The sequence below is a fragment of the Nocardioides sp. CCNWLW216 genome, assembly GCF_037120545.1.
Taxonomy (GTDB): Bacteria; Actinomycetota; Actinomycetes; order Propionibacteriales; family Nocardioidaceae; genus Nocardioides; species Nocardioides lianchengensis.
Genome location: NZ_JBBBBJ010000011.1, coordinates 55,942 through 72,225, shown reverse-complemented (window position 1 = coordinate 72,225; position 16,284 = coordinate 55,942). Strand labels below are relative to the sequence as shown.

Annotated in this window: 14 protein-coding genes; 8 read left to right on the top strand and 6 right to left on the bottom strand. The window is 71.2% G+C overall.

Going from position 1 to position 16,284, the window contains the following annotated elements:
• The first annotated feature begins 2 nt into the window (after positions 1–2).
• Together V7S47_RS21130 and V7S47_RS21125 are read left to right on the top strand one after the other, a co-directional pair.
• On the top strand, positions 3–863 hold the full coding sequence (locus tag V7S47_RS21130; RefSeq protein ID WP_336563423.1) for an ABC transporter permease: 861 nt from the start codon (positions 3–5) through the stop codon (positions 861–863).
• Positions 860–1,657: an ABC transporter permease gene (locus V7S47_RS21125; RefSeq protein WP_336563422.1), complete on the top strand. Its 798-nt coding sequence runs from the start codon at positions 860–862 to the stop codon at positions 1,655–1,657. Before V7S47_RS21130 ends, V7S47_RS21125 begins: the two co-directional genes overlap by 4 nt.
• Positions 1,658–1,698: 41 nt before the next feature.
• On the opposite strand, the gene V7S47_RS21120 is transcribed toward V7S47_RS21125, so the two are convergent.
• Positions 1,699–2,640, bottom strand: coding sequence for a hypothetical protein (locus V7S47_RS21120; protein ID WP_336563421.1), 942 nt, complete (start codon positions 2,638–2,640; stop codon positions 1,699–1,701).
• Between the two features lie 144 nt (positions 2,641–2,784).
• The gene (locus V7S47_RS21115; protein WP_336563420.1) at positions 2,785–4,173 is read right to left on the bottom strand and encodes an aspartate aminotransferase family protein; all 1,389 of its coding nucleotides are present in this window, start codon (positions 4,171–4,173) and stop codon (positions 2,785–2,787) included.
• Between the two features lie 93 nt (positions 4,174–4,266).
• Between V7S47_RS21115 and V7S47_RS21110 the strand changes: the two genes are divergently transcribed.
• Positions 4,267–5,886 (top strand): amidohydrolase, encoded by a 1,620-nt coding sequence (locus tag V7S47_RS21110; RefSeq protein WP_336563419.1) that lies wholly within the window; start codon positions 4,267–4,269, stop codon positions 5,884–5,886.
• Here V7S47_RS21110 and V7S47_RS21105 read toward each other — a convergent pair.
• Positions 5,874–6,266, bottom strand: a complete 393-nt coding sequence (locus tag V7S47_RS21105; RefSeq protein WP_336563418.1) for a VOC family protein — start codon at positions 6,264–6,266, stop codon at positions 5,874–5,876. The genes V7S47_RS21110 and V7S47_RS21105 overlap by 13 nt on opposite strands.
• Before the next feature lie 108 nt (positions 6,267–6,374).
• On the opposite strand from V7S47_RS21105, the gene V7S47_RS21100 reads away from it, so the two are divergent.
• The 3 genes from V7S47_RS21100 to V7S47_RS21090 all read left to right on the top strand — a co-directional run bounded on the left by V7S47_RS21100 (position 6,375) and on the right by V7S47_RS21090 (position 9,413).
• Entirely contained in the window at positions 6,375–7,808 is a 1,434-nt protein-coding gene (locus tag V7S47_RS21100) for a gamma-aminobutyraldehyde dehydrogenase (RefSeq protein ID WP_336563417.1), read from the top strand.
• A gap of 157 nt (positions 7,809–7,965) precedes the next feature.
• Entirely contained in the window at positions 7,966–9,180 is a 1,215-nt protein-coding gene (locus tag V7S47_RS21095) for a saccharopine dehydrogenase family protein (protein WP_336563416.1), read from the top strand.
• Positions 9,177–9,413 carry a hypothetical protein gene (locus tag V7S47_RS21090; RefSeq protein ID WP_336563415.1) on the top strand — a complete coding sequence of 79 codons (237 nt, stop codon included), beginning with the start codon at positions 9,177–9,179 and terminating at the stop codon, positions 9,411–9,413. The genes V7S47_RS21095 and V7S47_RS21090 overlap by 4 nt, the downstream gene beginning before the upstream one ends.
• 12 nt (positions 9,414–9,425) lie before the next feature.
• Here V7S47_RS21090 and bglX read toward each other — a convergent pair whose 3' ends face one another.
• Positions 9,426–11,711 carry a beta-glucosidase BglX gene (gene bglX / locus V7S47_RS21085; protein WP_336563414.1) on the bottom strand — a complete coding sequence of 762 codons (2,286 nt, stop codon included), beginning with the start codon at positions 11,709–11,711 and terminating at the stop codon, positions 9,426–9,428.
• Positions 11,712–11,847: 136 nt separating this feature from the next.
• Between bglX and V7S47_RS21080 the strand changes: the two genes are divergently transcribed.
• Positions 11,848–12,759: a homocysteine S-methyltransferase family protein gene (locus V7S47_RS21080; protein ID WP_336563413.1), complete on the top strand. Its 912-nt coding sequence runs from the start codon at positions 11,848–11,850 to the stop codon at positions 12,757–12,759.
• Positions 12,760–12,762: 3 nt separating this feature from the next.
• On the opposite strand, the gene V7S47_RS21075 is transcribed toward V7S47_RS21080, so the two are convergent.
• Positions 12,763–13,413: a DUF5701 family protein gene (locus tag V7S47_RS21075; protein ID WP_336563412.1), complete on the bottom strand. Its 651-nt coding sequence runs from the start codon at positions 13,411–13,413 to the stop codon at positions 12,763–12,765.
• 127 nt (positions 13,414–13,540) lie between these two features.
• On the opposite strand from V7S47_RS21075, the gene recQ reads away from it, so the two are divergent.
• The gene (recQ, locus tag V7S47_RS21070; RefSeq protein WP_336563411.1) at positions 13,541–15,367 is read left to right on the top strand and encodes a DNA helicase RecQ; all 1,827 of its coding nucleotides are present in this window, start codon (positions 13,541–13,543) and stop codon (positions 15,365–15,367) included.
• Between the two features lie 35 nt (positions 15,368–15,402).
• Here recQ and V7S47_RS21065 read toward each other — a convergent pair whose 3' ends face one another.
• Positions 15,403–16,278, bottom strand: a complete 876-nt coding sequence (locus V7S47_RS21065) for a hypothetical protein (protein ID WP_336563410.1) — start codon at positions 16,276–16,278, stop codon at positions 15,403–15,405.
• Positions 16,279–16,284 lie beyond the last annotated feature (6 nt).

Below are 16,284 nucleotides of genomic sequence, written 5' to 3'. Positions count from 1 at the left end.
CGATGGCCGAGATGACCCGCCGGCGGGGGAGGACGGGCTACCTCCTGCTGCTGCCGGCGTTCCTGACGCTGCTGGTGTTCTTCGTCCTGCCGTTCTACTCGCTCATCGCGACCAGCCTGTACGACCCGAGCGGGTCGGACGTCGAGGGCTTCGAGATGACGTACCACTTCTCGAACTACTGGGACGCGATCAGCGACTACTCCGGCCCGCTCTTCCGCTCACTCGTGTACGGCGGCGTCGCCACGCTGATCTGCCTGGTGTTGGGCTACGTCCTGGCCTACGCCATGGGCTTCAAGGCCGGCCGCTGGAAGTACCTGCTCCTGGTGCTGGTCATCGCCCCGTTCTTCACCAGCTTCCTCGTCCGCACGCTGTCGTGGAAGCTGATCCTGGCCGACGACGGCTTCGTGGTGAACACGCTGCAGTTCCTGCAGATCCTGGGCGACGACGGGCGGCTGCTGGCCACCCCGGTCGCGGTGATCGCCGGCCTGGTCTACAACTTCCTGCCGTTCATGATCCTGCCGCTCTTCGCGAGCCTGGACCGGATCGACCCGCGGCTGATCGAGGCGTCCAGCGACCTCTACGCCCACCCGTTCGTCGGGTTCTTCAAGGTCACCTGGCCGCTCTCGCTGCCGGGCGTGGTCTCGGGGACCCTGCTGACCTTCATCCCGGCCGTCGGCGACTACATCAACGCCCAGCTCCTCGGCAGCACCGGGCAGCGGATGATCGGCAGCGTCATCCAGAGCCAGTTCGTCGAGGCCAACAACTACCCGGCCGCGGCGGCGCTCTCGACGATGCTGATGATCGTCATCCTCGCCATGGTGCTGGTCTACGTGCGTCGCGCCGGGACGGAGGAGCTGCTGTGAGGTGGATCCGCGAGCACCTGGTGCTCTTCTTGGGCCTGCTGGTCCTCGTCTACATGTTCGTCCCGATCTTCGTGGTCGTGCTGATGAGCTTCAACGACCCGGCCAGCCGCAACGTCTACCGCTTCGACGGGTTCACCCTCGACAACTGGACGAACTTCTGCGGCCCTAACGGGCTCTGCGACTCCCTGGTCACCAGCATCCTGATCGCGGCGCTCGCCACCCTGATCGCCACCGTCCTCGGCACCCTGGCGGCGTTCGCGCTGGTCCGCTACGACTTCGCCGGCCGCTCGGCCAGCAACCTGCTGATCTTCCTGCCGATGGCGGCCCCGGAGATCGTGCTCGGCTCGTCGCTGCTGGCCCTGTTCGTGGCCGCCGGCTTCGCCGGCCAGCTGGGCTTCTGGACGATCCTCATCGCGCACGTGATGTTCTGCCTGTCGTTCGTCGTCGTCACCGTGCGGGCCCGCCTGGCGGGCATGGACGACACGCTCGAGCAGGCGGCGATGGACCTCTACGCCACCCCGGCGCAGACCTTCTGGCGGGTCACCTTCCCGCTGGTGCTCCCCGGCATCGTCGGCGCCGCGCTGCTGAGCTTCTCGCTCTCCTTCGACGACTTCATCATCACCAACCTCAACGCCGGCACCGAGACCACCTTCCCGATGTACGTCTGGGGCGTCGCCCAGCGCGGTGTCCCGATGCAGGTCAACGTCGTCGGCACGATCATGTTCCTGCTCTCCGTCGCCGTCGTCGTCGCCGGCGAGGTCAACAACCGCCGCCGCCGCGCCACCCTCACCTGACCCCCCAGCCCAGCGCCGGGACGGGCCAGTTGAGGGGCAGGTCAGAGGTAGCGGACGCCACGGTGGGCGGCGAAGGCGTCGCGGAGCAGTCGCTCGGCGTCCTGGTGGTGTCCGAACGTGTTGGCCTCGGTGAACGTCTCGATCCGCCAGGCGCGGTGGTCGCGGATCCACCCGCGCCGGCCGCGGTCGTGCTCACGCTGCTCGTCGGTCGTGTGCCAGGCGCGGCCGTCGTACTCCCCGGCGAAGCGCTCCTCGCGGAGCCCCAGGTCGAGGAAGTACGACGAGCCGTCGTCGCGCTCGATCTCGACCTGGGTCTCGGGCGGCGGCAGGCCCGCGTCCCACCACCGGTTGTCCAGGGCCGCCTCGCCGAAGGAGTCAAGGCCGGGATCGACCCGTTCCACCAGGAGCCGTTGCAGCACGATGCCGCGCTGCTTCCGGAACCGGTCGAGCTCGTAGGCGATCCGGTCCCGGGTGAACCCGCCCGCCGCGGCCATGCACGACATTCCCCACAGACGCATGTCCGCGGTCCGCTGGAGGCGTCCGAGGTCGAGGGCCGTCCGGAGGGGCGTCGTGACCACGAGCCCGTGGATCTCCATCAGGTCGTCGGGGCGCACCCATCGCTCGCCGCTCGCGGTGATCGCGTTGCGCACCGTACCGCCGTCACTGGGCCGGAAGCACGAGACCGGCGGCACACGCTCGTGGTCCCCAGGCGCGAGAGACTTCTCGCCGGCGTGGATCCAGGCGGCGGTCAGGTCGCAGATGAACCCGTCCTTCGGGACGACCAGACCGAGGGAGCGACACCGGAGCTCCAGCGAGTCGGGGAGGGAGGCGTCGACGTACACGTTGCGGACGGGCCGTCGCAGTCGACCCTCGCGGGCCAGCTGCCTAAGACCCCAGTCGCGCAACCCGGCCTGCAGCGCGTCGGCGCGGGTGAACGGCAGGTGGCGGGGGAGCGGAAAGTCATGAGGCAGCGGAAGCGGCATGCCGAACGGGATGCCCGGTACGACGTACGCCCTACACCGGGTCCTCCGCTGCCTGTGGAGAACGCCGAGTCAGCACTACTGGTGCTGACTCGGCCCCCCACTTCTGCTGACTGGGCCCTCTACTTCTGCTGACTCGGCGGTGGGTCAGAGGAGGGAGGAGGCCTTGTCGAGGACGACACGGAGGATCTGCTCCATCTCGTCGAAGTGCTCGGGGCCGCAGATGAGCGGGGGAGCGAGCTGGACGACCGGGTCGCCGCGGTCGTCGGCGCGGCAGTAGAGGCCCTCGGCGTAGAGCTGCTTGGAGACGAAGCCGTAGAGGAGGCGCTCGCACTCCTCGTCGGTGAACGACTCCTTGGTGGTCTTGTCCTTGACGAGCTCGATGCCGTAGAAGTACCCGTCGCCGCGGACGTCCCCGACGATCGGGAGGTCCTTCAGGCGCTCCAGGGTCGACCGGAAGGTGGCCTCGTTGTCACGGACGTTCTCGAGGACCTTCTCCTCCTCGAACGCCTTCAGGTTCGCGAGCGCGACCGCGGTGGAGACCGGGTGGCCGCCGAAGGTGTAGCCGTGGGCGAACATCGCGCCGTCGGCGAGGAAGGGCTCCATCAGCCTCTCGGAGGCGATCATCGCGCCGAGCGGGGCGTAGCCCGAGGTGATGCCCTTGGCGCAGGTGATGATGTCGGGCTGGTAGCCGTAGCGCTCGGCGCCGAACATGTGGCCGAGCCGGCCGAAGGCGCAGATGACCTCGTCGGAGACCAGCAGTACGTCGTACTGGTCGCAGATCTCGCGCACCCGCTGGAAGTAGCCGGGCGGGGGCGGGAAGCAGCCGCCGGCGTTCTGGACGGGCTCGAGGAAGACGGCGGCCACCGTGTCGGGGCCCTCGTTCTCGATGGCGATCGCGATCTGGTCGGCGGCCCAGCGGCCGAAGGCCTCGGGGTCGCTGCCGTCGAGGAACCCGCCGGTGGACTCGTCGGCGCGGTAGATGTTGGTGTTCGGGACCCGGAACGTCGAGGGCACGAGCGGCTCGAACTGCTGCTTCAGCAGCGGCAGGCCGGTGATCGACAGGGCGCCCTGGGTGGTGCCGTGGTAGGCGATCGCGCGGGAGATCACCTTGTGCTTCATCGGCTTGCCGGTGAGCTTGAAGTAGTTCTTCGCGAGCTTCCACGCGGTCTCGACGGCCTCGCCGCCGCCGCTAGTGAAGAAGACGCGGTTCAGGTCGCCCGGCGCGTACGTCGCGACCTTCTCCGCCAGCTCGATGGCGCTGGGGTGGGCGTAGGACCACAGCGGCATGAAGGCCAGCTCCTTGGCCTGCGCCGCGCCGGCCTCGGCCAGGTCGGTGCGGCCGTGGCCGAGCTGGGACACGAACAGACCCGCCAGCCCGTCGAGGTACTTCTTGCCCTTCGCGTCGAACAGGTAGGCCCCCTCGCCCCGCACCATCAGAGGTACGTCGGCGTCCCGGTACGAGTCGTGCCGGGTGAAGTGCATCCAGAGGTGGTCCTTGGCTGCCTGCTGGAGGTGGTCGTAGTCCGCGCTCATGTCTCCATGGTGCGCGGTCCACCCCCTGAGAAGCAAGTGAATCCGTTGTTACAAGGGGTGATTCTCGACTGATTTCGTTGTAGGAAGGCGGACATGGTCTCCACGCGCTTCCAGAACGGCTCCTTCTTCGACGGTCACCACCACCGCGGCGCAGCCGACGTGCTGGTCGACGACGGCCGGATCGTGGCCGTCGGCGCGGGCCGGCCGGGCGACCGGGAGGTCGACCTGCAGGGCGGCCTGCTCGCCCCGGGCTTCGTCGACGCGCACGTGCACGCGGTCCAGGGCGGCCTCGAGCGGACCCGCTGCGACCTGTCCGAGCTCGGCACGCGGGAGGAGTACCTCGAGCGGATCGCGTCGTACGCCGCCGCGCATCCGGACCGGCCGTGGATCGAGGGCGGTGGCTGGGCGATGGCCGCCTTCCCGGGCGGGACGCCGACCGCCGCCGACCTGGACGCGGTCGTGCCCGACCGCCCGGTCTTCCTGCCCAACCGCGACCACCACGGCGCCTGGGTCAACACCCGCGCGCTGGAGCTGGCCGGCATCGACGCGAGCACCCCCGACCCGCCGCACGGTCGGATCGAGCGGCACGACGACGGCCGCCCGACCGGCACCCTGCACGAGGGGGCCATGCATCTCGTCGCCCGGCACGCTCCCGAGACGCACCCCGACGAGTACTACGCGGGCCTGCTGGAGGGCCAGCGCCACCTCCACTCGCTCGGCGTCGTGGGGTGGCAGGACGCGATCCTCGGCGACTACGCGGGCATGGCCGACGCGTCGCCGTCGTACCTGCGGGCGGCGCGGAGCGGCGAGCTCACGGCGTACGTCGTCGGCGCGCTGTGGTGGGACCGCGACCGCGGCGAGGAGCAGGTCGCCGAGCTGGTTGAGCGGCGGGCGACGTACACCCACGGGCGGTTGCGCGCGACCAGCGTGAAGGTGATGCAGGACGGCGTCGCGGAGAACGGCACGGCCGCGCTGACCGCGCCGTACCTCGACCGCTGCGGGCACGCCACCGACAACGCCGGACACTCCTTCGTCGACCCCGACGCGCTGAAGAGGTACGTGCGGCTGCTCGACGACGCGGGCTTCCAGGTGCACGTCCACGGCATCGGCGACCGCGGCGTCCGGGAGGCCCTCGACGCCTTCGCCGGTCTGGTGCGCCCCGACCGGCCGCGGGCCGAGAACCGCCACCACATCGCCCACCTCCAGCTGGTGCACCCCGACGACGTGCCCCGCTTCTCCGAGTACGGCGTCGCCGCGAACATGCAGGCGCTCTGGGCCTGCCTCGACGAGCAGATGGTCGAGCTGACGCTGCCGTTCCTGGGGGAGGAGCGGGCCGGCTGGCAGTACCCCTTCGGCGCGATCCACCGTGCCGGCGGCCGGCTGGTCGCCGGCAGCGACTGGCCGGTCAGCACCCCCGACCCGCTCGCCGCGATCCACGTCGCCGTCAACCGCCGGGCGTACGGCGAGGACGGGCCCGCCGGCGAGACGCCGTTCCTGCCCGAGCAGGCCCTCGCGCTGGAGACCGCGTTCGCGGCCTACACCTCGGGCAGCGCCTGGGTGAACCATCGCGACGACTCCGGCCGGATCCACCCGGGCTTCGCCGCCGACCTCGTGGTGCTCGACCGCGACCCGTTCACCGGCCCGGTCGACGAGATCGGGGCCGCGCGGGTCGTCTCGACGTGGGTCGACGGCGAGCCGGTCTACGAGGCCTGACGCCACACGAAGAAGGTCAGCAGGTTCCCGTCGAGGTCGAGCACGTGGAACTCGCGGGTGCCGTAGTCGGTGTCGAGCGGGCCGCTGCCGCTCACGCCGTGCAGGACGTCGGCGGCGGCCATCTCGTCGTACAGGGCGTCGACGCCCTCGACCTGGATGCGGCAGCTCGCCGTACCGGCCAGGAACGACTCGGCGCCGCTGACGACCGGCCTCGCGGCCAGGTCGGCCCGGCCGCTCCAGGACGTGTCGCCGGCCTGCCACAGGTGCAGCTGCGCGTCGTCGCGTTGCAGCACGCTGAGGTGGGCGTCGGTGTGCAGCACCTCGAAGCCGAGGCGCTCGACGTAGAACTCGGTCGAGGCCTCGACGGAGCGGACGGGCAAAGCCGGGATCGTCGTACCCATGCGCATGGCGGCCTCTTCTCAACGAAATCCGTCAGATGTAACACGTCGAGGCTACAGATTTCGTTGTGCCCTCACTAGGCTCCGGGCATGGCCGACCAGACCTTCCAGAACGTCGTCAACGGTGCGCTCGTCGACTCCGCCTCGGGCGAGACCTACGAGGTGATCGACCCGACCACGGGGGAGGTGTACGCGCACGCGCCGCTGTCCGGCGACGAGGACGTCGACCGGGCCTACGCCGCCGCCGACGCGGCCTTCGACGGTTGGGCCTACGCCACGCCCCAGGACCGCTCCAACGCACTGCTCAAGATCGCCGGCGCCATCGAGGAGCGGATCGACGAGATCAACGCAGTCGAGTGCCGCGACACCGGCAAGCCGATCCAGATCACCCTGGACGAGGAGATGGGCTACGCCTCGGACCACTTCAAGTTCTTCGCGGGCGCGGCCCGGCTGCTCGAGGGCAAGTCGGCGGGCGAGTACATGACGGACCACACCTCCTGGGTACGACGCGAGCCGGTCGGCGTGGTCGGGCAGGTGACGCCCTGGAACTACCCGCTGCTGATGATGATCTGGAAGATCGCGCCCGCGCTGGCGGCCGGCAACACGATCGTGCTGAAGCCCAGCGACACGACGCCCGCGAGCTCGACGCTGCTGGCCGAGCTGTGCCAGGAGTTCCTGCCGCCCGGCGTGCTGAACGTGGTCTGCGGCGACCGTGGCACCGGCCGCGCGCTGGTCGCCCACAAGACGCCGCAGATGGTGGCCATCACCGGCTCGGTCCGGGCCGGCATGCAGGTCGCCGAGGCCGCCTCGCACGACCTGAAGAAGGTCCACCTCGAGCTCGGCGGCAAGGCCCCGGTCGTGGTCTTCGACGACGCCGACATCGCATCCGCGGCGGAGGGCATCGCCGGAGCCGGGCTGTTCAATGCCGGCCAGGACTGCACCGCCGCCACCCGGGTCCTGGTCCAGGCCGGCATCCACGACGAGTTCGTCGCCGCGCTGGCCGAGGCGGCGAAGGGGATGCCGACCGGCCTGCCGGACGACGAGTCGACCTACTTCGGTCCGCTCAACAACGCGAACCAGCTCGCCCACGTGACCGGCATGGTCGACCGCCTGCCCGACCACGCGACGATCCAGACCGGCGGCGCCCGCAAGTTCGACCGCGGCTACTTCTACGAGCCGACCGTCCTCTCCGGGCTGCGCCAGGACGACGAGCAGGTGCAGACCGAGATCTTCGGCCCGGTCATGACCGTCCAGTCGTTCACCGACGAGGCGCAGGCGCTGACCTGGGCCAACGGCGTCGACTACGGCCTGTCCTCCAGCGTCTGGACCAAGGACCACGCCCGGGCCCTGCGGATGTCGCGCAAGCTCGACTTCGGCGCGGTGTGGATCAACACCCACATCCCGTTCGTCTCGGAGATGCCGCACGGCGGGTTCAAGCACTCCGGCTACGGCAAGGACCTCTCGATGTACGGCATGGAGGACTACACCCGGATCAAGCACGTCATGAGCTACATCGGCGAGTGACCCCCGGTGGTTGAGGTGCGAGCGAAGCGAGCCTCGAAACCCGGTGGGCCGAGAAGCATGCTCGACTCAGGCCGACGCCCGGGTCACCGGGTTTCGAGGCTCAGGACTTCGTCCTTCGCACCTCAACCACCGTCGACAGAGGAAAGGGACTGACCTCATGCGCATCCTCCTGATCGGAGCCGGCGGCGTGGGCGGCGCGTTCACCGCGATCGCCGCCCGTCGCGACTTCTTCGAGACCATCGTGATCGCCGACTACGACGCGGCGAAGGCCGAGCGCGCCGCCGCCCCCGACGAGCGGTACGTCGCCGCGCAGGTCGACGCGAGCAGCGCCGAGTCCGTGGCCGCGCTGGTGCGCGAGCACGCGATCACCCACGTGATGAACGCGGTCGACCCGGTCTTCAACATGAGCATCTTCGAGGGCGCGTTCGCCGCGGGCGCCGACTACCTCGACATGGCCATGTCGCTGTCGAGCCCGCACCCGGAGGCGCCGTACGAGAAGACGGGCGTGAAGCTCGGCGACGAGCAGTTCGCCGTGGAGCAGGACTGGCAGGACGCCGGCAGGCTCGCCCTGGTCGGCATCGGCGTCGAGCCGGGCCTCTCCGACGTCTTCGCGCGGTACGCCGCCGACCACCTGTTCAGCGAGATCGACGAGCTCGGCACCCGCGACGGCGCCAACCTGGTGGTCACCGACGACGACGGCCACGAGATCTTCGCGCCGTCGTTCTCGATGTGGACCACGATCGAGGAGTGCCTGAACCCGCCGGTGGTCTGGCAGGACGGCGCGTGGCACACGACGGCGCCGTTCAGCGAGCCCGAGGTCTTCGACTTCCCCGAGGGCATCGGGCCGGTCGAGTGCGTCAACGTCGAGCACGAGGAGGTGCTCCTGATGCCGCGCTGGGTCGACTGCAAGCGGGCGACCTTCAAGTACGGCCTCGGCGACGAGTTCATCAACATCCTGAAGGTGCTGCACACCCTCGGCCTCGACAGCACCGAGAAGGTGCGGGTCAAGGGCGTCGAGGTCAGCCCGCGCGACGTGGTCGCCGCGGTGCTGCCCGACCCCGCCACGGTCGGCCCGCGGATGACGGGGAAGACCTGCGCGGGCCTGTGGGTGACGGGGAAGGGCCAGGACGGCGCGCCGCGGTCGACGTACCTCTACCACGTGGTCGACAACGAGTGGACGATGCAGGAGTACGGCCACCAGTGCGTGGTCTGGCAGACCGCCATCAACCCGGTCGTGGCGCTCGAGCTGCTCGCCCGCGGCACCTGGAGCGGAGCCGGCGTGCTCGGCCCGGAGGCCTTCGACGCCGTCCCGTTCCTCGACCTGCTGACCGAGTACGGCAGCCCGTGGGGCCAGCAGGAGCTGGACGCATGAGGCGACGGGCCGTCGGCGATCTGGCCGGCGTGCTGTTGGTGCTCGGCGCCTACCTCGCCGTTCACCACCTGCTCGCGATCCACTCCGAGCTGCACTCCTACCAGGGCATCTGCTTCAACACCTTCGGCCAGCAGGTGCCGTGCTCGGACGCGGTGGCGCCGCTCGCGAAGGTCGCCGCTGTGCTGCTGGTGGTCGGGCTCGTCGTCGCCCAGCGCAGGTCCGCGCGGCGCTGACCGGAGGCGGCCTCACCGGGTCACCCGGAAGGACCGGGTGAGGCTCGCCGTCGAGTCGCTGCCCGCGAAGACCTGGATCTCCCCGGGCTCCACCACGAACCTCCCGCGGTTGTCGTAGAACCCGAAGTCGCTCGCATCCAGGGTGAACCGCACCGTGGTCGACGCGCCGGGCTCCAGCGTCACCCGCTCGAAGCCGCGCAGGCGGCGGACCGGCTGGGAGATGCTCGCGACCGGGTCGTGGAGGTAGAGCTGCGCGACCTCGTCCCCGGCGACGTCACCGGTGTTGGTGACCTTCATCGAGGCGACGACGCGGCCTTTGCGCGAGACCGTGGCCCGGCTCAGCCGGAGGTCGGTGACCTCGAACGTCGTGTAGCTCAGGCCGTGGCCGAAGGCGAAGAGCGGGTCGCAGGAGCGCAGGTCGCGGTAGCGCGAGTTGTACTTCTGGGTGACGTCGCACGGGCGCCCGGTCGGCTCGTGGTTGTAGTAGATCGGCACCTGCCCGAGACGCTGCGGGAAGGTCACCGGGAGCTTGCCGCCGGGGTTCACCTTCCCGAAGACGACGTCGGCGACCGCGTGGCCGGCCTCCACGCCCGGGAACCAGGCCTCGAGCACGGCCGGTGCGCTGTCCACCACGTCGGTGAGGGTCAGCGGGCGACCGTTGAAGAGCACGACCACGAACGGCTTGCCGGTCGCCGCGATCGCGTCGATCAGCTCCTGCTGGCGCCCGGGCAGGTCGAGCGTCGACCGGGTCGCCGCCTCGCCGCTCATCTCCTTGGTCTCGCCGACCGCCAGCACGACCTGGTCGGCGGCGCTCGCGGCGGCCACCGCCGCGGCGAAGCCGGCGTCGGTCGAGCAGTCGTCAGCCGGGTCGTAGGCCGGCGGCTCGTCATTGCTCAACGCGCAGCCCTGGGCGTACGTCGTCGTCCCCGACGACCCGTCGGTGATCCCGGTCAGCACGCTCACCGCGTCGGCGTCCTCGCCCTTGCCCGACCAGGTGCCGAGCATGTCGTGCTGGCTGTCGGCGAGCGGCCCGATCACCGCGGTGTCCTTCGCCGGGTCGAGGGGGAGGGTCGGCCCCTCGTTCTGCAGCAGCACCATCGAGCGCGCGGCGGCCGTGCGCGCCGCCCGGCGGTCGGCGGCCGTGAGGAAGCTGGCCGGATCGACCGCCTCGGCCTGGTCGACGTACGGGCGCTCGAAGAGGCCGGCGCGGAACTTCACGCGCAGGATGCGGCGTACGGCGTCATCGAGGCGCCGCTCGGAGATCCGGCCGTCCGCGAGCAGCTCCTCGCCGTGGTCGCGGATCGTGGTGCTGACCATCTCCGAGTCGGTGCCGGCCATCAGCGCCTGGGCGCCCGCGTCGGCGTCGTCGGCGGCCGTGCCGTGGTTGATCGTCTCGGTGACCGCGGTGTAGTCGCTCTCGACGAACCCGTCGAAGCCCCACTCCTTCTTCAGGATCTCGGTCTCGGTGTAGTGGTTCGCACAGCCGGGAACACCGTTGAGGGCGTTGAAGGAGCACATCACGGTGTCGGCGCCGGCCTCGACCGCGGCCTTGAACGGCGGCAGGTAGAGGTTGCGCAGCAGCTGCTCCGACAGGTCGGTGGTGCCGTAGTCACGCCCGCCCTCGGGGTCGCCGTACGCGACGAAGTGCTTGACGCTGGTGATGGCCCGGTCGGGCTTGCTGTAGTCGTCGCCCTGCGCTCCCTTGACCCGGGCCGCGGCGAACACCGAGCCGAGGTAGGGGTCCTCGCCGTTGCCCTCGACGATCCGGCCCCAGCGGGGTTCGTGGGAGACGTCGACCATCGGGCTGTAGATCTGCTTGATGCCGACCGTGGTCGACTCGCGGGCCCCGATCCGGGCGTCCGCCCGGGCCACCTCCGGGTCGAAGGAGCTGGCGGCGCCGAGGGGGACCGGGAAGATCGTCCGGTAGCCGTGGATCGTGTCGTAGGCGAACAGGATGGGGATCTTCAGGCGTGACCGGGTCATGGCGATCCGCTGGAAGTGGTCGATCTTCGCCGGGTCGGTCAGGCTGAACACGCCCCCGACCCCGGCCGCGGCGTCCGCGTCGGTGATCTGGCCGTCGGAGAGCAGCTGCACCTGCTGCAGCTTCTCCTCGGTCGTCATCCGCGCCAGCAGCCGGTCGATCCGCCGCTCGATCGATCGGCTGGGGGCGCCACGCGTCGGGGCGAGCGCCCGTTCGTCGGACGACGACCCGCCGTCGTTCGCCAGCACTGTCCCGGCGGTCAGGCACCCTGCCGCCAGCACCCCGACGACCACGGCCGCACTCCAGATCCTCTTCACGTCTGCCTCCTCGAACTGCCCGAGCCGTTCGCTCCGACGACACGAGCGCCGAGGAGCCTTAGTGTGACCTCTATCACATCGCTGGGGCTCGGCGCATCGCCCACCTGCGTCGGCGACCGGCACGAAGGGGAGCGACATGGGCGCAGACCTGCTCGGGGCATCGACCTGGGTCACCGACGGCGGCCTGGAGACCGACCTGATCTTCAACCGCGGCGTCGACCTGCCGGAGTTCGCGGCCTTCCCGCTCGTCGAGGAGTCCGAGGGAGCGGCCGTCCTGGCCGGCTACTACGCGGAGTACGCCGCCATCGCGGCTGCCGCCGCAGCCGGACTCCTGCTCGAGACGCCGACCTGGCGGGCCAACCGTGACTGGGGCCGCGCCCTCGGCTACGACGTCGCGGCGCTCGACCGGGTCAACCGCGCCTCGGTGGCCCTGCTCCGTCGGGTGGTGGAGGAGGCCGGCGCCGGCCGGGCCCTGGTGAGCGGCAGCGTCGGGCCCCGCGGCGACGGCTATCTGGCCGGCGGGACCGACGCGCACGCCGCCGCGACCTACCACCGTCCCCAGGTCGAGTCGTTCGCCGCGGCCGGCGCCGACCTGGTGCACGCCATGACCCTGACCGGTGCGGCCGAGGCGGTGGGCGTGGTGCGGTCCGCCCGGTCCGCGGGACTGCCGGTGGCGGTCTCGTTCACCGTCGAGACCGACGGTCGGCTGCCGGACGGGACCACGGTCTCCGGCACCCTGGCCCGGGTCGAGGACGAGGCTCCGGCCGACTGGTACGGCGTCAACTGCGCCCACCCCACGCACGTCGTCGCGGCGCTCGACGGGGGTGCCTGGCAGGAACGGCTGACGTGGTTCCGTCCGAACGCCTCGATCCTGTCGCACGCCGAGCTGGACGCGATGGAGACCCTCGACCCCGGCGATCTGGACCTGCTGACCGGGTCGACCCGCACCGTCCGGGACGCGGTCCCGTCGATCGCCGTGCTGGGCGGCTGCTGCGGCACCGACCGCCGGCACGTGGCGGCTCTCTGGGGCGTCCCGTCCCCGGCGTGAGGGCTACCGCGGGAGGTCGACGGGATCGAGTCGCCGGGCGCCGGAGGCGAAGCCGAGCCAGGTGTGCCGGTTGCCGGCCCAGCACCAGCCGACCTTGGGCGCGTGCCGGTTCGCGGCGCCGTCGCGCCCGGTGCCGTTGCTGATCCAGATGGCGGGCGTCCGGGTGTCGAGCTCCCCGTCCGCCTTGCGCAGCCGCGAGCCGATCGTCATGAAGCAGTGATTCCGCTCCAGGACGTCGGGCTGCTGCAGCAGCCAGTGCTGACCCTCGACGAGGGTGAGCGGGGTACGACCGGCGGCCACGACGTCGGGGAGTGCCTCGTCAGGGCTCCAGTTGGCGAGGTGGTCGCCGCGGTCGAGGTCCGTCACGAGGTAGAGGGCGGAGTCCGGGACCGCCGCCTCCGGGATCGGCCGGAACTCGTCCACGTCGCCCATGTCGGTCACCACGAAGCCCGGCTTCTCCCGGTGCCGGAGGTACGGCGCCAGCGCGCTCGCCGCGAGCCGGTCCGGGTGGACGACGAGGAGCGCGCCGGGGGCGTCGGTCCGCGCGGCCCGTCGTACCTCCTCGGCGGTGAGGTCGGCCCGCTCGGCGAGCCCGAGCGAGACGAGCCGTTCGGCCTGGTCGGGGAGCGGCGGGAGAGCGGTGGGTGCCGACAAGGGCTGTCCTCCAAGGGTGAGATGAGCGGGGCGCATGGGCCCAACGACCCGGTCGGGGCGTTGGTTCCCGCGACGCTGTGGACGGCGGCTCGCCCCCGGCTGGGCCGAGGCGTCACGATAGGCAGCGATGACGACGACGCACGCCCCGACCGAGGTCCTCTCCCGAGTCTTCGGGTACGACGCCTTCCGCGGAGACCAGGCCCAGATCATCGATACCGTCGTCGGCGGCGGCGACGCCCTGGTGCTGATGCCCACCGGCGGGGGCAAGTCGCTGTGCTACCAGGTCCCGTCGCTGGTCCGCCCCGGCACCGGCATCGTCATCTCTCCGCTGATCGCCCTGATGCAGGACCAGGTTGACGCCCTCGGCGCGCTCGGCGTCCGGGCCGCCTTCCTCAACTCGACCCAGTCCTCCGAGGAGCGGCGCGCGGTCGAGGCGGCGTACGTCGCCGGCGAGCTCGACCTGCTCTACCTCGCCCCGGAGCGGCTCTCGGCGCCCTCCACCCTGTCGCTGCTCGACCGCGGCGAGATCGCGCTGTTCGCCATCGACGAGGCCCACTGCGTCTCGTCGTGGGGCCACGACTTCCGGCCCGACTACCTGGCGCTCGCCGTGCTCGGGGAGCGGTGGCCCGCCGTACCCCGGATCGCGCTGACCGCGACGGCCACCGAGGCGACCCGGGCCGACATCGTCACCCGGCTCGGCCTGGACGGCGCCCGGGTGTTCGTGTCGTCCTTCGACCGGCCCAACATCGAGTACCGGATCGTCGCGAAGGACAACCCCCGCCAGCAGCTCCTCGACCTGCTGCGCACCGAGCACGCCGGCGACTCGGGCATCGTCTACTGCCTGTCGCGGCGCTCGGTCGAGGAGACGGCGACCTTCCTGTCCCGCAACGGCATCCCCGCGCTGCCGTACCACGCCGGCCTGGACGCCCGGCAGCGCGCCGAGCACCAGTCCCGCTTCCTGCGCGAGCCCGGCCTGGTCATCACCGCGACCATCGCGTTCGGGATGGGCATCGACAAGCCTGACGTCCGCTTCGTCGCCCACCTCGACCTGCCGAAGTCGGTCGAGGGCTACTACCAGGAGACCGGCCGTGCGGGCCGCGACGGCAACCCGGCCACGGCCTGGCTGGCCTACGGACTCCAGGACGTCGTCCAGCAGCGCAAGATGGTGCAGACCTCCGAGGGCGACGCCGCGCACAAGCGCCGCCTCGGTGCGAACCTCGACGCGATGCTCGCCCTCTGCGAGACCGTCGAGTGCCGTCGTGGCCAGCTGCTGGCCTACTTCGGCCAGCCCGCGGGCCCGGCCTGCGGCAACTGCGACACGTGCACGGCCCCGCCGGAGACCTGGGACGGCACGGTCGCCGCGCAGAAGTTCCTGTCCGCGATCGTCCGCCTCGCCCAGCGCCGCCAGCGGTACGGCGCCGGTCACGTCGTGGACATCCTGCTCGGCCGGACCAACGACCGGATCGTCTCGCTCGACCACACCTCGCTCAGCGTCTACGGCATCGGCACCGAGCTCGACGAGCGGCAGTGGCGCGGCGTCGTACGCCAGCTCCTCGCGCAGCGGCTGCTGACCGTCGGCGACGACGGCTACGGCACGCTCGAGCTCACCGAGGAGTCCTCCGCCGTGCTCCGGGGTGAGCGGCAGGTCCGGCTGCGCCACGAGGTGAAGCCGTCGGCCACCCGCAGCTCCTCGTCCTCCGGCCGGAAGGCCAAGGCCGACGACGTCCCGCTGGACGCGGCGGGGGAGTCGCTCTTCGAGGAGCTCCGGGCCTGGCGGGCGGCGACGGCGAAGGAGGCGGGCCTCCCGGCGTACGTCGTCTTCCACGACGCGACGCTGCGCCAGATCGCCGCGGTGCGGCCCACGAGCCGGGAGCAGCTGGCCGGAGTCTCCGGGCTCGGCGCCGCCAAGCTCGAGAAGTACGGCGACGCGCTGCTGGGGATCACCGGCGCCTGACGGGCTCTCCCCGCTCGCTCAGCCTGGATCCGGGCTCAGACGCGCACGCGGCGGTGGTAGCGGACGACGACGGCGTCGTAGCGCTGGTGGCGCGAGCGCGTGACCGTGGCGGTCACGACCAGCAGGCGTCGGTTCTTCCGGACCGCCGTCTCCACGCGGCGCCCCGGTCCGCCGCGGCGGCTCGCGGAGTCGCGGACCAGGTCCCAGCGCACCTTCGTGGCACGGCTCGGCAGCCGCACCCGCCACGACGCCGACGCGGACGTGCCCCTCCGGCACTTCAGCGCCAGGTCCCGGTCGATCTTCCGGGTCCGGCAGCCCTCGCCACTCGTCCGGCGAGACGTCCTCGCGGCGGCGCGGGTGATCGTGAAGGCGCGGTTGCGGATCCCGGACGCGATGCGCACCTGGACAGTCTCCCTGACGGTGGTCACGACGTACTCCCCGTCGACCCACATGCCCAGGTCGGCCGCGATGTGCGCCTGGTAGGTGCCGACGCCCGCGATCCGTCCTGTCTCGTCCCCTCCGTCCCAGCGGGCCTGCGAGCTTGCGTTCGAACCCCGGGGCGCGTCACCGAAGCGCAGGGAGCGGACGACGTCGCCGTTCTCGTCGGCGATGTCCGCAGTGCCGTTCTCGTAGTGGACATCGTCGATGTTGAACACCGCGAAGTCCTTGAAGCCGTCCCGGACATGGGGGAAGAAGACCTGCTCGGTCGGCTGGATCCAGGACCCGTCCTGCTCGTCGCCCTTGTCGGCGGTACCGCCCTGGGAGCGCCCGGCGATCCCGTCAGTTTGGGCAGAGGCGCCGGTCGCACCGAGCACGCCCACCGCCAGGACCGTGGCCAGCGCGAGGGCCAGGACCTTCGCGGCGCGCCGCTTGCCGCGCGCGAGGTGCAGGTGGAAGCGGGTCTCAGTCATGGCTGT